The sequence below is a fragment of the Bacillus sp. 0909A genome (assembly GCF_036765115.1).
Lineage (GTDB): Bacteria > Bacillota > Bacilli > Bacillales > Bacillaceae > Bacillus > Bacillus mojavensis.
In genome coordinates, this window is sequence record NZ_JBAIZU010000002.1 from 358,990 (window position 1) to 376,706 (window position 17,717).

At 42.2% G+C, this 17,717-nt stretch carries 17 protein-coding genes; 6 read left to right on the top strand and 11 right to left on the bottom strand.

What is annotated here, in order from left to right:
* Positions 1-28: 28 nt before the first annotated feature.
* Entirely contained in the window at positions 29-238 is a 210-nt protein-coding gene (gene rnpZA / locus V6D42_RS07055; protein ID WP_010334097.1) for an RNA polymerase subunit omega 1, read from the top strand.
* Positions 239-243: 5 nt separating this feature from the next.
* Positions 244-1,911 (top strand): ribonuclease J1, encoded by a 1,668-nt coding sequence (gene rnjA, locus V6D42_RS07060; protein ID WP_010334096.1) that lies wholly within the window; start codon positions 244-246, stop codon positions 1,909-1,911.
* Between the two features lie 33 nt (positions 1,912-1,944).
* Here rnjA and ade read toward each other — a convergent pair whose 3' ends face one another.
* The 5 genes from ade to abhA all read right to left on the bottom strand — a co-directional run bounded on the left by ade (position 1,945) and on the right by abhA (position 7,170).
* The gene (gene ade / locus V6D42_RS07065) at positions 1,945-3,678 is read right to left on the bottom strand and encodes an adenine deaminase (protein WP_333512756.1); all 1,734 of its coding nucleotides are present in this window, start codon (positions 3,676-3,678) and stop codon (positions 1,945-1,947) included.
* A gap of 156 nt (positions 3,679-3,834) precedes the next feature.
* Positions 3,835-4,500 (bottom strand): Ktr system potassium transporter KtrC, encoded by a 666-nt coding sequence (gene ktrC / locus V6D42_RS07070; protein ID WP_010334094.1) that lies wholly within the window; start codon positions 4,498-4,500, stop codon positions 3,835-3,837.
* A gap of 71 nt (positions 4,501-4,571) precedes the next feature.
* A complete protein-coding gene (locus V6D42_RS07075) occupies positions 4,572-5,402 on the bottom strand; it encodes a gamma-glutamylcyclotransferase (RefSeq protein ID WP_333512757.1) in 831 nt (276 codons plus the stop codon).
* 15 nt (positions 5,403-5,417) lie between these two features.
* On the bottom strand, positions 5,418-6,704 hold the full coding sequence (locus tag V6D42_RS07080) for an ATP-binding protein (protein ID WP_333512758.1): 1,287 nt from the start codon (positions 6,702-6,704) through the stop codon (positions 5,418-5,420).
* 187 nt (positions 6,705-6,891) lie between these two features.
* The gene (gene abhA, locus V6D42_RS07085) at positions 6,892-7,170 is read right to left on the bottom strand and encodes a transcriptional regulator AbhA (RefSeq protein WP_003244728.1); all 279 of its coding nucleotides are present in this window, start codon (positions 7,168-7,170) and stop codon (positions 6,892-6,894) included.
* 281 nt (positions 7,171-7,451) lie between these two features.
* Between abhA and mreBH the strand changes: the two genes are divergently transcribed.
* The 3 genes from mreBH to V6D42_RS07100 all read left to right on the top strand — a co-directional run bounded on the left by mreBH (position 7,452) and on the right by V6D42_RS07100 (position 10,039).
* The gene (gene mreBH / locus V6D42_RS07090; protein WP_333512759.1) at positions 7,452-8,459 is read left to right on the top strand and encodes a cell shape-determining protein MreBH; all 1,008 of its coding nucleotides are present in this window, start codon (positions 7,452-7,454) and stop codon (positions 8,457-8,459) included.
* A gap of 102 nt (positions 8,460-8,561) precedes the next feature.
* The gene (locus V6D42_RS07095; RefSeq protein WP_010334091.1) at positions 8,562-8,693 is read left to right on the top strand and encodes a protein YkpC; all 132 of its coding nucleotides are present in this window, start codon (positions 8,562-8,564) and stop codon (positions 8,691-8,693) included.
* A 113-nt stretch (positions 8,694-8,806) separates the two neighbouring features.
* Positions 8,807-10,039, top strand: a complete 1,233-nt coding sequence (locus V6D42_RS07100) for an aminopeptidase (protein ID WP_333512760.1) — start codon at positions 8,807-8,809, stop codon at positions 10,037-10,039.
* 27 nt (positions 10,040-10,066) lie between these two features.
* Here V6D42_RS07100 and V6D42_RS07105 read toward each other — a convergent pair whose 3' ends face one another.
* Together V6D42_RS07105 and V6D42_RS07110 are read right to left on the bottom strand one after the other, a co-directional pair.
* Positions 10,067-10,978, bottom strand: coding sequence for a ketopantoate reductase family protein (locus V6D42_RS07105; RefSeq protein WP_326202197.1), 912 nt, complete (start codon positions 10,976-10,978; stop codon positions 10,067-10,069).
* Positions 10,979-11,037: 59 nt separating this feature from the next.
* Entirely contained in the window at positions 11,038-12,657 is a 1,620-nt protein-coding gene (locus tag V6D42_RS07110) for an ABC-F family ATP-binding cassette domain-containing protein (protein WP_168747675.1), read from the bottom strand.
* Between the two features lie 185 nt (positions 12,658-12,842).
* On the opposite strand from V6D42_RS07110, the gene V6D42_RS07115 reads away from it, so the two are divergent.
* Complete coding sequence (locus V6D42_RS07115) at positions 12,843-13,112, top strand: hypothetical protein (protein WP_010334087.1); 270 nt, start codon at positions 12,843-12,845, stop codon at positions 13,110-13,112.
* Positions 13,113-13,147: 35 nt separating this feature from the next.
* On the opposite strand, the gene sipT is transcribed toward V6D42_RS07115, so the two are convergent.
* From sipT to V6D42_RS07135, 4 genes are all read right to left on the bottom strand, one after another.
* Positions 13,148-13,729, bottom strand: a complete 582-nt coding sequence (gene sipT, locus V6D42_RS07120; protein ID WP_029441233.1) for a signal peptidase I sipT — start codon at positions 13,727-13,729, stop codon at positions 13,148-13,150.
* A gap of 142 nt (positions 13,730-13,871) precedes the next feature.
* On the bottom strand, positions 13,872-15,773 hold the full coding sequence (locus tag V6D42_RS07125; RefSeq protein WP_333512761.1) for a PTS fructose transporter subunit IIABC: 1,902 nt from the start codon (positions 15,771-15,773) through the stop codon (positions 13,872-13,874).
* A 14-nt stretch (positions 15,774-15,787) separates the two neighbouring features.
* Positions 15,788-16,699 (bottom strand): 1-phosphofructokinase, encoded by a 912-nt coding sequence (gene pfkB, locus V6D42_RS07130; RefSeq protein ID WP_333512762.1) that lies wholly within the window; start codon positions 16,697-16,699, stop codon positions 15,788-15,790.
* Positions 16,696-17,451 (bottom strand): DeoR/GlpR family DNA-binding transcription regulator, encoded by a 756-nt coding sequence (locus V6D42_RS07135; protein WP_229148119.1) that lies wholly within the window; start codon positions 17,449-17,451, stop codon positions 16,696-16,698. The genes pfkB and V6D42_RS07135 overlap by 4 nt, the downstream gene beginning before the upstream one ends.
* Positions 17,452-17,717 lie beyond the last annotated feature (266 nt).

Genomic DNA, 17,717 nt, shown 5'->3' on the forward strand with positions numbered 1-17,717 from the left:
AACATACGGCATTTAAGGAGAGATTTGGATGATTTATAAGGTATTTTATCAAAAAAAAGCTGAGGAAGTACCTGTTCGGGAAAAAACAGATTCACTTTATATTGAAGGCGTATCAGAGCGTGACGTCAGAACAAAACTGAAAGACAAGAAATTTAATATTGAATTTATCACACCTGTTGACGGTGCTTTTTTAGAATATGAACAACAGAGTGAAAATTTTAAAGTATTGGAGTTATGAGCGGTATGAAATTTGTAAAAAATGATCAGACTGCTGTTTTCGCTCTCGGAGGACTGGGCGAAATCGGTAAAAATACGTATGCGGTGCAGTTTCAGGATGAAATTGTGCTGATTGACGCGGGGATTAAGTTTCCCGAGGACGAACTGCTCGGTATTGATTACGTCATTCCCGATTACACGTATTTAGTCAAAAACGAAGATAAAATTAAAGGGCTTTTTATTACGCACGGGCACGAAGACCACATCGGTGGCATCCCGTACCTGCTTAGACAAGTCAATATTCCCGTTTACGGCGGTAAACTCGCGATCGGCTTACTTCGGAATAAACTTGAAGAGCATGGATTATTAAGACAGACTAAGCTTAACATCATCGGTGAGGATGATATCGTAAAATTTCGCAAAACGGCTGTCTCATTCTTTAGAACAACACACAGTATTCCGGATTCCTACGGTATTGTTGTAAAAACGCCACCCGGAAACATCGTACATACTGGAGATTTCAAATTCGACTTTACTCCAGTCGGCGAACCGGCAAATTTAACGAAAATGGCCGAAATCGGCAAAGAAGGCGTTCTATGTCTCCTTTCAGACAGCACAAACAGTGAAAACCCTGAGTTCACTATGTCTGAACGCCGTGTCGGAGAAAGCATTCATGACATTTTCCGCAAGGTGGACGGCCGAGTTATCTTCGCTACATTTGCGTCGAATATTCACCGCTTGCAGCAGGTAATTGAGGCTGCTGTATTAAATGGAAGAAAAGTTGCCGTATTTGGACGCAGTATGGAATCGGCTATCGAAATCGGACAAACTCTCGGCTATATTAACTGTCCTAAAAATACGTTTATCGAACATAACGAAATCAATCGCATTCCTGCCAATAAAGTAACGATCCTGTGTACTGGAAGCCAAGGGGAACCGATGGCGGCTTTATCCAGAATTGCAAACGGCACACACCGGCAGATTTCTATCAATCCTGGGGATACAGTCGTATTTTCTTCATCCCCTATCCCAGGCAACACTATCAGCGTGAGCCGTACAATTAACCAGCTGTATCGTGCGGGAGCTGAGGTTATTCACGGACCTCTTAATGATATCCATACATCAGGCCACGGCGGACAGGAAGAACAAAAGCTGATGCTACGTTTAATCAAGCCTAAATTCTTCATGCCGATTCACGGTGAGTACAGAATGCAAAAGATGCATGTCAAGCTTGCAACAGATTGCGGCATCCCTGAAGAAAACTGCTTTATCATGGATAATGGTGAAGTATTGGCGCTTAAAGGCGATGAAGCTTCAGTTGCCGGTAAAATCCCATCCGGTTCAGTATACATCGACGGTAGCGGTATCGGTGATATTGGAAATATCGTGCTTCGTGACCGCAGAATTCTTTCTGAAGAAGGTCTTGTAATCGTCGTTGTCAGCATAGATATGGATGACTTTAAGATTTCAGCGGGCCCTGACTTGATTTCCAGAGGGTTTGTTTACATGAGAGAATCGGGCGATTTGATCAATGACGCCCAAGAGCTCATTTCAAACCACTTGCAAAAAGTCATGGAACGAAAAACCACTCAATGGTCAGAAATCAAAAATGAGATTACGGATACGCTTGCTCCGTTCTTATATGAAAAAACGAAACGCCGCCCAATGATCCTTCCGATCATTATGGAGGTTTAAAAAAAGATGCACTCACTTAGGAGTGCATCTTTTTTATTGCAGCGAAATATGCTGAAATGACTTTACATCAAACAACCCTGTTGTCGTCATTTTGATGTCAGGAATGACAGGCAAAGCCAAAAATGAAAGCGTCAAAAATGGGTTAAAACGGTCTTTGAAACCAATAAATGAGAGCTTTTCATGAAGCGTCATTAAACTTTGATTCACCAATTCTGCAGATTGGTCGGATAATAATCCCGCAATCGGCAGAGGAACAGAGTGAAGTTCTTCCCCATCTTTTATAACGGTTAATCCGCCGCCAATTTCCTGCAGCTTATTAACTGCGGCTGCGATATCGGCGTCATTTGTCCCGACAGCTATGATATTGTGCGAATCGTGTGAAATGGTTGTTGCAATCGCTCCGCTTTTCAAACCAAATCCTTTCACAATACCAAGTCCCGTTTCTTTTAATCCCTTATGCCGTTCAACGACTGCAATCTTTAACAAGTCAAGTTCAATGTCAGGCTGAAAAATGTGTGCTTCTGGAGCCGGAACACTCACAAGGCGTGTTTCAAGCTGATTTGGTATGATTTGAATGACATTCATCTGCTGCTGGGGATTAATTGGCATATGAAAATCCTGTTCGGAAAGAGGAGCAGCAAGGTTAACGGAATCAAGCAGTGCCGGGTCTGGTGTTAGCGTATGTACTTGTGCCTGACCGACTGCTTTATTATCTTCAGCAACAGTTTGTCCTTTTACCATCGTCTTTGTGACAGTGACATTTTCCACATCTGAAATAAAGAGCAGGTCGGCGTCAAATCCCGGAGCAATTGCTCCCTTTGTATCTAGTCCGTAACATTCTGCTGCATTCAGGCTTCCCAATTGGTATGCCAAAAACGGATCGAGGCCTGATTGAATGGCCATCTTCACCTGATGATTCACACTTCCCTCTGACAATAAATCATCTACGTGTTTATCATCAGTACAGAAAAAGAAACGGCGCGCATTCTTTTCATTAACAGCCGGCAGCACTTTCAATGTATTTTTTGCCACTGACCCTTCTCGCATCATGACATACATCCCTCTTCTGATACGATCAAGCGCTTCTTCCTTCGTTGTTACCTCATGATCGGTCAAGACAAGAGCGGTTCTGTATATATTGATGAGATCAGTTGACAAGCCTGCTAAATGCCCATCAATCCGTTTCCCGGCACTCCGAGCATCTAACAGCTTATTAACCATGTCTGCTTCACCCTGCTCAACCGATACATAATCCATCACTTCAGCCAGACCCAATACCTCTTTTTCTTCATAAAATGGCTCCAAATCGGCCGCCCGGAGTACTGCACCGGATCGCTCAAAGCTGGCGGCGGGCACACTGGAGGGAAGCATAAAATGGATATTCAGCGGTGTTTGGCGGGCCTGTTCAATCATAAATTTGATTCCTTCTTGACCGGACACATTCGCTATTTCATGCGGATCGGTAATAATGGTCGTCACACCATTCGGCAATACGGCTTTGGCAAACTCGATCGGTGTCACCATTGATGACTCAATATGTACATGACCATCGATAAACCCCGGCACAATGATTTGCCCCTCTGCATCAATGGTTTCTTCACCTTCATACTGGCCGAGGCCTACAATGACTCCGTCTGTTATCGCAATATCTTCATAAATCCACTCATGATTATATACGTCCATGATTTTCCCGTTCTTAATGACGATGTCAGCTTTTTGTCTGCGGGCTGAAGCATTCAGCCTTTTGACCAGCGCTTCTTTATTCAAATGGCCCCCTCCTCTTTTTATTTATATGGTACAATATGCTATCGGAACGCTTATCCGTAGTCAATAAAATTTTAATAAATTGGCACTCAGTTCATTAAAGTTGTTATATTCTGATAATATGAAAAAAACCGCCCCTAAGGACGGCTTATATTTCTTCTATTTCGTATGAAGAACTCTTTTCTCGAAACGTGAAATATCCGTAACCGATCCAATGACGATGAGAATATCTTCTTGGTGTATCACTTCAGTCGCAAGCGGCGACACGATGACTTCCTTGCCCCTTTTAATCGCTACAATATTAATACCATATTTCGCCCGTATATCTAAATCGAGAAGAGTATTTCCGGCAAGTCGGCTGTTGGCCACGATCTCGACAAGACTATGCTCTTCTGACAGCTCCAAATAATCAAGTACATTGTTGGACACGATATTATGCGCAATTCTTTTTGCCATATCTCGTTCCGGGTGGACAATGTGATCCGCGCCGATTTTAGACAGCACTTTTTCATGATAATCGTTCTGAGCCTTAACTGTAATCGTGTTGACACCCAGTTCTTTGAGGATCAGAGTTGTTAATATACTCGCCTGAATATTTTCACCGATCGCAACAATGACGTGGTCAAAATTCCTCAAACCTAAATTTTTCAGAACAGATTCGTCGGTCGAGTCTCCGATGACGGCATGTGATGCAATTTTGGCATACTCGTTGACTTTATCTTCATCAATATCCATCGCCATGACCTCGACGCCCTCTTCGCTCAATGCTTTGCAAATACTTCCACCAAAACGGCCAAGTCCAATTACGGCAAATTCTTTTTTCATAGTGGTGCTCCTTTACCTAACATCATATTGATCAAATTTTAACATATTCTTTTGAGACAGTGTTAATTTCATCAACCTTTTGGCAGCGAATTCATATGCTGCTTAAGCCGTTCAGTAAAGCCCGGGGTCAAATAAAGCTCCGCTCCCCGTTCGATCTCGATTTGATAATGCTGAGGAGGTGCTGTTTCCGCTTCTTTTCGGAGGACGAGAAAGGTTAAACAATCGGTATAGAGCTTTCCCCCTGCTTCAACGTCTACAAATGCCGGCCGATAGGTAAGAGATTCAACCCCTTCCCTTTTATACAAATAGGCGACAGCTGAAAAAGGAAGACGATACAAAACCCCTTCTGTCGTGCCTCCGTCTTCAGTGATATCCGCTCTTGAGCCGTCTTGTCTTTTTAACGTAAAGCGGGTTGTATACCCTTTTAAAACAGCTCCTCCCACTGGATCTTGAAAATAATGATCAACCCCTGCTTTTTGAAAACGGGCATTGTCCATACAAGATCCGTAGGCAAAATAGTACACGGGACCTTTAGATTTGCTGATCATCTGATGTTCTTTCCAGTCACCGCTGCCTATTTTCACAAAGTCAGCACAATTATCTCTTTTCATATCATACACAAGTGCTTTCTTAATTCCAGCATCAGTTTTTACATGTACAGATTTCTTGTCGTAGCCTTGATAAAAAAGATCCAGCTTATGTATAATCGATTCATCTACTTCATAAACTTCACCGCAAATATAGCCATCAGTCTCAAAGACGGCCGCAGGTTCCTCGGCTGCCGTATCAAAAAGACATCCCTTTGTCCGTGCCTGCTCACTGATACAAGCCGACTGTGATAACAGATGATGGTTTTTTTCATGTTTCCTTAAGGTCCCATATACAAACAGAAGCAAGTTCATCTTGTTTTTCCCCTCTCAGCTGTCAGATTTTAAGGGCAGAACAACTTGAAAGATGCTGCCTTTTCCAGCTTCACTTTCAATCTTCAATTCCCCGTTATGCTCCTTTAATATTCTCAAACAAATCGCGAGCCCCAGTCCTGTGCCTTTCTCCTTAGTTGAATAAAAAGGTTTACCGATTTGCTCAAGCTTTTCCTGTGACATGCCGTTCCCTTCATCTTTTACGCTTATTACGACGTGTGAAGCTGTTTTAGTAGTGGAAATCGTAACGACACCGCCTTTTGGCATGGCTTCAATTCCATTTTTGATTATATTGATAAAAACCTGCTTCAGCTGGTTTTCGTCCCCTTTAATCATACAGGCTTCCGTCTCATCAAAATTCTTTTCTATAGCAATATTGGACAATATGGCATTTGTATCAAGCAATGTCGTGACTTGTTTTAAAATTTCATTGATTGGGTGCGTTTTAAATGTAATTTCCTGCGGCTTCGCCAGCAGCAGCAGCTCGCCGAGCACCAGATCAATTCTTTTAATCTCTGAAAAGATGATATCAAAATAATCTTTTCTATCAGGATATGATGTTTTCATAATTTGAAGGAATCCGCTGACGGACGTTAAGGGATTTCTGACCTCATGGGCAATGCCGGCAGCCAGTTCACTCGTGATCGACAGTTTCTGCGACTCCCTCGCAAGCCGTTCATTAATCTCCAGAAGCTCATCTTCAGCCTCTTTTCGCTCAGTGATGTCTGACATTGTACCTAAGCTTCCGGTAAATTGCTCATCTCGGTCATAGTAAAGTTTATAGTGGACCTCACCCCAAAAGATCGTCCCGGTCTTTGTCACATATTTTGCCGTAAACATTCCCGAGGACGCTTTGTTTTTGATTTGAGTATTAATGTGATCAGCTACATGCTTTTCTTTTATGAAGTAATCATTATACATTGTTCCCATACATTCACTGATCGAAAAACCTGTGATCGCTGCCCACGCTTGATTTAAGTATGTAATTTCGCCTTTTGCATTTGTTTGGAAAACGATCTCCTGTAAATTATCCATGATGCGGTTTTTCTCATCAGAAAGCTGTTTATACTTCCATTCATTATCTTTCATTTTCTTGACCAGCTGTTTTTTCTCATCGACATAATACGCCAGCATCCAGACACTGAAAATCGTGACTGCTGTATACACAATGTCAACAGGCCAATTAATCGGGTTTTTGCCTATAAAATAAAATAAATAATCCCAAAACATAATAAAAATCATTGCCAGAATAATGGAAATGATACGTGCTTGATATTTTCTCATATGACCACCTGCCGCTTGTGTTTCTCTGTTTATTGTACCATTCTTCGACAAATAATTGAGTAAAATATGTAAAGTATCCCAAATCATTCATTACCTTTTGTTCATGATGTCATATCTTAGGCGGCGGTAATCAGAAATCGGCACGCAAAAAAAGGCGGAGATTACACATTCCGCCTTTCAACATATATTATTCTTTTAAAGCGGCTTGGATTTCTTCGAGAAGCAGCTGTGCACCTTCAGGGCTTAACGTAATTTTACCGTTGCCGTATTCTTTATTTTCTGAAGTGATTTCCCCAGTCATTAAGCAAACGCCATGAGGTTTGTACTTTTTCAAAATAATTTTATCACCGTCGACAAAAAACTCAATGCTGTCTTTAATAGCAATATCCAGTGCCCGTCTTAACTCAATCGGCATAACAATACGGCCTAATTCATCTACTTTTCTTACAACACCTATTGATTTCATAAAAACCCTTCTTCCTTAAACGTTTCTTTTTTCATATAATATTCAAGGTTGTCCCTCAATATATCGTAGACGTACGAAACTTAGAAAAAGTTTCCCGCTTTCTTGAAGAATTGCTCGAAATTTTTTCCATAAAACCGAAAAATGTATTACTTCTGTTACACCCTTCCGCATTTTTTTACAAAAACATTTCTTTCCCGACGCACACCCCCACAAATCTCTTCTTTTCTTAGAAACTTTAAATGTAGAATCATATTAAATCAGGATAAAGATTGGGTGAAAACATGTTTCAATCAACTGAAATTGGAATTGACTTAGGAACAGCTAATATACTTGTTTACAGCAAAAATAAAGGAATCATCTTAAATGAACCTTCTGTTGTCGCAGTAGATACAACGACGAAAGCAGTGCTTGCGATCGGTACTGACGCGAAAAATATGATCGGTAAAACACCAGGAAAAATTGTCGCTGTCAGACCGATGAAAGACGGCGTTATCGCTGACTACGACATGACAACTGATTTGTTAAAGCACATCATGAAAAAAGCCGGAAAGAGCATCGGCATGTCGTTTAGAAAGCCGAATGTCGTTGTGTGCACACCATCAGGCTCAACTGCAGTGGAACGCCGCGCCATCAGTGACGCGGTGAAAAATTGCGGAGCGAAAAACGTCCATTTAATCGAAGAACCGGTGGCAGCTGCGATCGGAGCGGATTTGCCGGTTGACGAGCCGGTTGCTAACGTGGTGGTAGATATCGGCGGCGGGACGACGGAAGTCGCGATTATTTCCTTTGGAGGCATTGTCTCCTGCCATTCAATCAGAATCGGCGGAGACCAGCTTGATGAGGATATCGTTGCTTTTGTGCGGAAAAAGTACAATTTGCTGATCGGTGAACGCACAGCTGAGCAGGTTAAAATGGAAATTGGCCATGCATTAATTGAGCATGTGCCGGATGCAATGGAAATTCGCGGACGTGACCTTGTAACGGGGCTACCAAAAACCATTCTGCTTCAATCAAATGAAATTCAAACTGCGATGCGTGAATCTCTCCTTCATATTCTTGAAGCGATTAGAGCCACACTTGAGGACTGTCCTCCTGAATTAAGCGGAGACATTGTCGATCGCGGTGTCATTTTAACAGGCGGCGGGGCGCTTCTTAACGGGATAAAAGAATGGCTGTCAGAAGAAATCGTTGTACCGGTACACGTTGCGCAAAACCCGCTTGAATCCGTGGCAATCGGCACCGGACGTTCCTTAGAGGTGATTGATAAGCTTCAAAAAGCGGTTAAATAATCCTTTTCTCGCAAAATCTCAGAAAGTAATTGAAATTCCTGCTTCTTTTTTCCTCTCTCTCTTCATATTGTGGGAAATGGAGAAACGATAAGGAGGAAACAGATGCTTAGAGATTTAGGAAGACGGGTAGCGATTGCAGCCATTTTGAGCGGAATCATTCTTGGAGGCATGAGCATTTCACTGGCAAACATGCCTCATGCACCTGAAGGCCCTGTAAAAATGAATCATCCATAAGTATTGAAAAGCCCAAGACAATTTTGTTTTGGGTTTTTCTCTTTGCACTCCTTTCTTTTCTTTATTGGAGATTATTTGATATGATGAGAAAAAAGCACGAGGAGGAAAGATTGATGGATACATTTTCAGAGAAATTAAATACATATGCCCAGCTGGCGGTTGAGGTCGGCGTTAATGTCCAAAAAGGCCAGTATGTGGTTGTAAATGCTTCGACGGAGGTACGTGATTTCGTCCGTCTGATTGTAAAACATGCATATGAAAAAGGCGCAAAAAATGTAACAGTGAATTGGCAGGATGACGAAGTGGCCAGATTAAAATATGAATTGGCGCCATTTGAAGCCTTTGAAGAGTATCCTGAATGGGAAGCAAAAGGCAAAGAAGATCTCGCCAAAAAAGGAGCTGCTTTTATTTCAGTCGTATCCTCAAACCCAGACTTACTGCAAGGTGTAGATTCCAAACGGATTGCTGCCTTCCAAAAAGCAGCAGGAAAAGCGTTACATACATACAGACAATACATTCAATCAGATAAAGTGAGCTGGACTGTCGTCGGTGCTGCATCAGCAGGTTGGGCTCAGAAAGTGTTCCCTGACAAATCAGAAGAGGAAGCGACACAGCTTCTGTGGGAAGAAATTTTTAAAGCAACACGCGTAAACGAAGAAAATCCGGTCCAAGCGTGGATCAATCATGATCAAAACCTTCATGAAAAAGTTGATCATTTGAACCAAAAACATTACGCCGCTTTACATTATCAAGCAGAAGGAACTGATTTAACAATCAAGCTGCCGAAAAAACACGTTTGGGCAGGAGCCGGAAGCATAAATGAAAGCGGACATGAATTTATGGCTAATATGCCGACAGAAGAAGTATTCACGCTTCCGCAAAAAGACGGGGTTGACGGGTTTGTATCGAGCACAAAACCACTCAGCTACGGCGGGAATATTATCGAAAACTTCACGCTCACATTCAAAAACGGCCGTATTGTTGATATCAAAGCTGAAAAAGGAGAAGACATATTAAAAGAATTGGTCGAAACAGATGAAGGCTCTCACTATCTTGGTGAGGTAGCTCTTGTCCCTTACGATTCAGCTATCTCACAATCAAATATTCTTTTTTATAACACTTTATTTGATGAAAATGCATCAAATCACCTGGCAATCGGCAGTGCTTACGCTTTTAACATTGAGGGCGGAAAACAGATGTCTCGTGAAGAGCTTGTCAAAGAAGGCTTAAACGAAAGCATTACCCACGTAGATTTTATGGTTGGTTCTAAGGATATGAACATTGATGGAATTACTGAAGACGGAAAAAGAGAACCGATCTTTAGAAATGGAAATTGGGCTTTTTAAAATAAGAAGGAGGCTTTCGCCTCCTTCTTATTTTTCTGCTTCATACATTTGCAGATTGGCATAAACTGTTTCTAATATTGGTGTTGAAAGGGACAAACGCTTTGCTTTATCAAGCAAAAAGCCATGCAGATGATCACCTTCAGTCGTTTGACCATTTTCCATATCACGGAGCATGGAGGATTTCATATGATAAGACATTTTTGTCATCGTGCGGAAGCTATCTTCTTCAAGCTCTGGATCAGCAGGCACCCCCTCCTTGCGTAAGATCAGGCCGATTTCCCCAATGAGTGTTTGCGCAGTGTGCCGTCCGCTCTCTGTTTCAAGAATTGGTCCAAGCGGTCTTTGAAATAAGGTTGTCATTCCTGCTTGCGCTGCAATAAACAGATATTTTTTCCAGATGTCTTTTTCGATATGCTCGCTAATGATGACCTCCGCCTTCACTCCTGCGTATGCTTTCTCAAGCTCTTTTATCCGTTTCGTACGCTCACCGTTCCATTCACCAAACACAAAACGATGCGACGCACTTGTATGGTTGATTTCTCCCTGCTTGTTTAAAGCACTTTCTATGAAACACAGCCCGCCCAGCACCTGATCTTTCGAAAATGCCGTAAACAGCTGCTCGTAGTGGCGATAACCGTTCAAGAAAGGAATAATGACTGATGCGCTGTGGACAAAAGGTTTGACATCGTCAATCACCTGACCGAGTGAATATGCTTTAGAAGCGATGATGATCACATCAAACTGTCCTCTTTCTCCTGCCGTGATTACTGCTGGGTCCAAGGACACGTCACCCTTTTCACTATGAATAACTAGTCCCGTTTGTTTTAACTGTTCAGCTCTTTTTTGGCGGACAAGAAACGTCACCGCATTCCCTTTCTCTGCAAGCCGTCCGCCAATATAACCGCCTACTCCACCTGCTCCGACAATTAAAAATTTCAAGTTAATGTCCCCTTTCTTTTCTATGTACAAAAAAAAGCAGAGAATTCTCTGCTTTTTTATTACGCGTATAGTTCAGCCAGTTTTTTCTGCACATCAGCATTTTCAAGGAACTCGTCATAGCTCATTTGCTTGTCAACGATGCCATTAGGCGTAATTTCTATGATTCTGTTGGCAATCGTCTGTACAAACTGGTGGTCATGTGATGTAAACAACATAGCGCCTTTAAAGCTGATTAAGCCGTTATTGAGCGCTGTAATGGATTCTAGGTCTAAATGGTTGGTCGGTTCATCCAAAATTAAAATATTGGCGCCAGAAAGCATTGCTTTCGAAAGCATGCAGCGAACCTTTTCTCCCCCAGATAATACATTTGCTTTTTTGTGTACTTCTTCACCGGAAAACAGCATGCGACCTAAGAAGCCACGTAAAAAGCTCTCGCTTTGATCATGAGGAGAATATTGGCGAAGCCAGTCTACAAGATTTAAATCACTGCCTTCAAAATATTCGCTGTTGTCTTTAGGGAAGTACGCTTGAGATGTCGTCACGCCCCATTTAAACGTTCCGCTGTCAGCTTCCATTTCCCCGGAAATGATTTTGAACAGAGTAGTAACAGCCAATTCGTTACGTCCTGTAAAAGCAATTTTATCTTCTCTATTCATAATAAAGCTGACATTGTCGAGAACTTTTACACCATCAATTGTTTTCGTTAATCCTTCTACCCGGAGAACGTCATTACCAATTTCTCGTTCCGGTGTGAAGTTGACGTAAGGATAACGGCGTGAAGATGGTTTAATGTCATCAAGAGAAATTTTATCAAGAAGTTTCTTTCTTGAAGTCGCCTGTTTTGATTTAGACGCGTTCGCGCTGAATCTGGCCACAAACTCTTGCAGCTGTTTAATTTGCTCTTCTTTTTTCTTGTTCGCTTCTTGTGAAAGCTTCAAAGCAAGCTGGCTTGATTCATACCAGAAATCATAGTTTCCTACGTAGATTTGGATTTTGTTAAAATCAAGGTCAGCAATATGTGTACACACTTTGTTTAAAAAGTGACGGTCATGGGATACAACAATCACAGTATTGTCAAAGTTAATCAGAAACTCTTCCAGCCACTGAATTGCCTGAAGGTCCAAGTGGTTCGTCGGCTCATCAAGAAGCAGGACATCGGGTTTGCCGAATAATGCCTGGGCCAGGAGAACCTTTACTTTTTCGGAACCGCCAATGTCTTCCATCTTTTTCGTGTGAAGATCTTCTGAGATGCCGAGACCTTTTAAGAGGATTGCAGCTTCACTTTCTGCTTCCCATCCGTTCAGCTCTGCAAATTCACCTTCGAGCTCTGCCGCACGAATTCCGTCTTCATCCGAGAAATCAGGCTTCATGTAAATTGCGTCTTTCTCCTGCATGACCTCGTATAAACGCTTATGTCCCATAATCACAACTTTTAGCACTTCATACTCTTCGTACTCAAAGTGGTTCTGTTTCAGAATGGCAAGACGCTCGCCAGGACTCATATGAACATCGCCTGTCTGAGGCTCAATTTCTCCTGATAACACTTTCAGAAACGTTGATTTACCAGCACCATTGGCACCAATTAACCCGTAACAGTTGCCTGGGGTAAATTTAATATTTACATCTTCAAATAACTTGCGATCCGCAAACCGCAAGCTCACATTATTTACAGCAATCATTTAATATCCTCCATCATGTCTATCATCAATTAAAAGTATACCATGAATGGAAGACAAGAGAAATGCTTCCCTGATAAAAGCAGGCAGAAACACTTCTACACTAAAAGGGAGAAGCTGTGGTACAATTGAAGGCAAAGAGGATGCATCCAGATGGAAAATCATACATTCTTACTCGGAGGAACACATTGAGGCTCTTAACACTGACTGAATATTGCTTATTGATCTTTTTTACAGGCTTTTATCTTGCCGTAACTGGCTTTACCGCCAAAGATATCGGCTTATATATCGGGATCGCCCTGATTTATATCTTCTCACATATCTTCTCTAAACGGTTATTAGAAAAACGCGGCAAAGAGAACAAACAAGTGCACCTTTTCTTCAGTGTGCTGGCTATTATTGGTTCAGTATTTGTCACTGTATTATGCATTGCATTGGTCGCTTCTTTTTCCAATTAAAAAACGCCTGCTGTCCAAAGGCCAGCAAGGCGTTTTTATTTGGTTTGGCGCATTTCATTAAACGGGAAAAATACAAACTTCGACGTACCCACAATCCGATCTTCCGCAATCAGTCCGAGGCCATTTCTGCTGTCCATGGAGTTTAGCCGGTTATCCCCCATAACGAAATATTTGCCTTTCGGTACTTTCACCGGGCCAAAGTCGCCTGTAAGACTGACACCAAGCTTTTCTGCCTCTTTTTTGTTTTTAGACAAATAAGGCTCGTCAACTTTTTTTCCGTTTATATAAAGCGTGTCATCCTTCATTTCCACGGTTTCTCCAGGCTTACCGATCAATCGTTTGACGTAATGGATTTTTGAAGTCTCACCATTGATAATGACGATATCGCCCCGCTTCAGCTCACCGATATAGTGTACCGTTTTATTGACAAACAGCCTTTCGCCATCATGTAAAGTGGGATACATAGATGAACCTTCGACTAAATACGGTTCAAATAGGAAGTGGCGGATAATGAGTGCCAACAGGACAGCAATGACAATCGCTTTTCCCCATTCCCAATACGTATTGGTTTTTTTCTTCCCCGCTTTTTCAGTTTTTATTTGATTTTCTTCGGTCAAAGTGTTTCCTCCTAGACGATTGCTATATCAGTTGTTTCCCTTCTTTTACTTTATCATAATTTATTATAAAATACATAACTTAACCGCGCTGCTGCAAGAAGATAGAGAAAAAGCGTCCTTTAGTAACAGGACGCTTTTTTCCTTATTTATCAGTTACAGGTTTTTTCACGATACCTAGGATAATCGCCATAACCACAGCACCAATTACAATACTTAATAAGTAAAGGAGCGGATGGTTTGTAATAAAGGCTACGAATATGCCTCCGTGAGGTGCAGGAAGGGTTACACGGAAGAATTCAGTTAATCCGCCGGCAACTGCTGCACCGACCACAGCAGCTGGAATAACGCGAAGCGGATCAGCCGCAGCAAACGGGATTGCGCCTTCTGTTACGAAAGCCGCACCCATGAAGTAGCACGTAATACCTGCTTCACGGTCACGCTGAGAGAACTTGTTTCTGAAAATTGTTGTTGCAAGTGCGATACCTAATGGAGGAACCATACCGCCGGCCATGATTGCTGCATGAGGCGCATAGTTGCCTGCATCAATCATCGCGATACCGAACGTGAAGGCTGCTTTATTAAGCGGACCGCCCATGTCGATCGCCATCATACCGCCTAAAATAATACCCATTAACACCAGGTTTCCTGTACCAAGGCTTTGAAGCCAGTCTGTTAAGAAATTCATAAATGCTGCTACAGGTGTATTGATTACAAATTGCATCAATACGCCAGTGATAAAAATACCAAACAGCGGATAAATCAATACAGGCTTCAATCCATCAAGTGACTGAGGGATAAATACAAATACTTTTTTCAATAAAATTACGACATAACCAGCAAGGAATCCGGCAATCAAGCCGCCTAAGAATCCCGCATTCGCTTGAGTGGCCATAAACCCGCCGACCATACCAGGAGCAAATCCCGGACGATCTGCAATACTCATCGCGATAAAACCGGCCAGAACTGCAACAATCAATTTTAATGCGTTGTCGCCGCCGATAAAGTTCAATGCTGCAGCAAACGTATTGTAGCTAGGGTCATTTGGATCTGAAGAATGGATCCCCCAGAAGAATGAAATTGCAACGAGTATACCGCCGCCCACTACGAATGGAAGCATGTTGCTGACACCGCTCATAAGGTGCTTATAAAACGCGTTTCCAATACCGCCGGAGCTGCCTTTTGCTTCATTCTCATCACTCTGAGCAGAAGAACCGCCGCCGCTGCCTTGATAAATCGGTGCGTCTTGGTTCACCGCTTTTTCGATAAGCTCTTGCGGGCGTCTGATGCCTGCCGTTACCGGAACTTGAAGCACGCGTTTGCCTTTGAAGCGCTCCATTTCAACCTGCTTGTCCGCTGCGACAATGATTGCAGGTGCATCTTCAATTTCTTGGGCAGTTAGCTTGTGCTTAATACCGCTTGAACCATTTGTTTCAACCTTAATCTCAACTCCAAGCTCTTTCGCTTTTTCTTTAAGGGCATCCGCTGCCATGAAAGTATGGGCAATACCTGTCGGACAAGCTGTAACCGCTAGGATTTTGCCTTTTCCGGCTGGTGCTGGTGCCGCTTCTTCTTCTTCCTCTTCGTCATCATCTTTATCATGCTGATTGATAATGTCAATAATCGCGTCTTCTGATTCAGCTTCAAGCAGCTGTTTGCGGATTTCTTCACGCATTAACAGTGTAGACAGTCTTGACAGCGCTTCAAGGTGGGTGTTGTTTGCGCCTTCAGTCGCTGCAATCATGAAGACCAAGTGAGCCGGCTGGCCGTCTAGTGATTCATAATCGACACCGTCTTTTGAACGCCCAAAGGCAATCGCCGGGTTGATAACGCTTGCCGTTTTCGCATGCGGAATAGCGATTCCTTCACCGATACCCGTTGAACTTTGGCTTTCACGATTTAAAATGGCTTCTTTGTAGGCTTGTCTGTCATTTAATTTACCAGCCTTATCAAGAACTGTGACCATCTCGTCAATAACGTTTTCTTTTTCTTTGCTTTCAATATTAAGCTTTATCGTATGCTTCGTTAAAAGCTCAGTTATTTTCACTTTTGTTTCCTCCTCTATAGACGTGTGACCTTAACTTCAGGAAGAAGCTGCTGGACAAATTCTTCTGTACCTAGTTCCTCAGAAAATGCGGTAGCACTGCCTGATGTAACTCCTAAGCGGAATGCCTCTTCAAGCGGCAGCTGCTTGGAAACACCGGCAAGAAAACCTGCAACGACAGAATCTCCTGCTCCCACAGAGTTTACCAATTTCCCCTTTGGCACGTTTGCAAAGTAGACGGCATCCTTTGTAAACAGAAGCGCTCCGTCACCGGCCATGGATACGATTACATGCTCAGCGCCTTGTTCTACAAGCTTTTTCCCATAAGGAACAGCTTCTTCAACAGATGAAATCGTCGTTCCGAACATTTCACCAAGCTCGTGATGGTTCGGCTTCATCAAAAATGGTTTCATTTCTGTTGCTTTCATAAGCGCTTCGCCTGAAATATCTAATACAACACGTGCATTCTGCCGTTTGCAAGCTTCTGCGATTTTTTCGTAGGTATCTTGAGGCAGTGAAGAAGGAATGCTGCCGGCAAGAACGACAATATCTCCCTCTTGCAAAGAAGTAAACTGTTCTAAAAAGGCATTGAAATCTTCGTCTGAAATTGTTGGTCCCTGACCGTTAATTTCCGTTTCGTCACCAGTTTTCAGTTTTACATTGATGCGGGTATCTTCTTTTACTTCAGAAAAAGCTGTTTCCAGATTTTCTTCCCGCAAAAATGCTTTGATATATTCTCCGGTAAATCCGCCGACAAATCCGAGCGCTTTTGACTGAACATGATGTCTTTTCAGCAGTCTCGATACGTTGATGCCTTTTCCTCCTGGATACTTTGTATCATATACGGAACGGTTCAGGCCTCCTACAGTAAAATCTTCAACGTGAACAATATAATCGACAGATGGATTAAGTGTTACAGTATAAATCATGGTTTCACTACCTTTACGACAGTTTTTTCTTGGTAATTATCGAATGTAAGCTCTTCAGCGTCAGTCGTAATGATTGTTGCGTCGCCTATGCCGGCAAATGCCGAAAATGAAATTTCTCCAAATTTCGAAGGGTCCGCTAAGACGTAAGCGTGTTTTGCCTGTTTGACAGCCTTCGTTTTCAAAAGGGCTTCATCAGGGTCAGGCGTTGTGAAGCCAGCCTCTGTATGCACACCGTTTGCCCCCAGAAAACTCTTATCGAATCTGTACTGATCCATGGCAATCAGTGAAGTGCCTCCGATAACCGCGCCTGTTCTGTGCTTTACATATCCTCCAAGCAGATAAAAAGATATTTCTTTCCTTATCAATGCGTCGATGTGCATAACCCCATTCGTGACCACAACGATATCTTTGCTTTTATCCATAAAATCAATCATGTGCAAAGTCGTCGTGCCCGCATCGAGATAAATGCAATCCCCTTCCTCCAAAAGTGAAGCGGCTTTTTCAGCAATCTTCAATTTGTCTTGAAGGTTTTTGGATGATTTTTCAAGCATATCCGGTTCAAGTCTGATATCGGAAAGCTTGGCAGCTCCCCCGTGAACACGCTTTAAAAAACCGCGTTCTTCAAGCGTCGATAAATCTCTTCTGATTGTTGATTCAGAAGCATTTGTTAGATTTATGAGCTCTTGAATCTTTACCACATCATGCTTTTCTATTTGATCAATAATCAATTGATATCTTTCAGGAGTTAGCATGCTTCACCTCCTAATGAAAACGTATTCATTTTGAATACAATTTCATTGTAAACGCTTTTGTTACAATAGGCAACTGAAATCATTCAAATTCATTCAATAACTATCAAAATCTTTCACGTTTCTCCATATTAACGTATGTATATAGGGTTTGTAAACTGTAAATTCGACAAAAACAAGGACAATTGTATGACTTTTTCTCCTTATCTTAATGTAAAAAGTCTTTTATATTCATAGTAAAAAACACCAAGCATTAAAAAACCTCATGC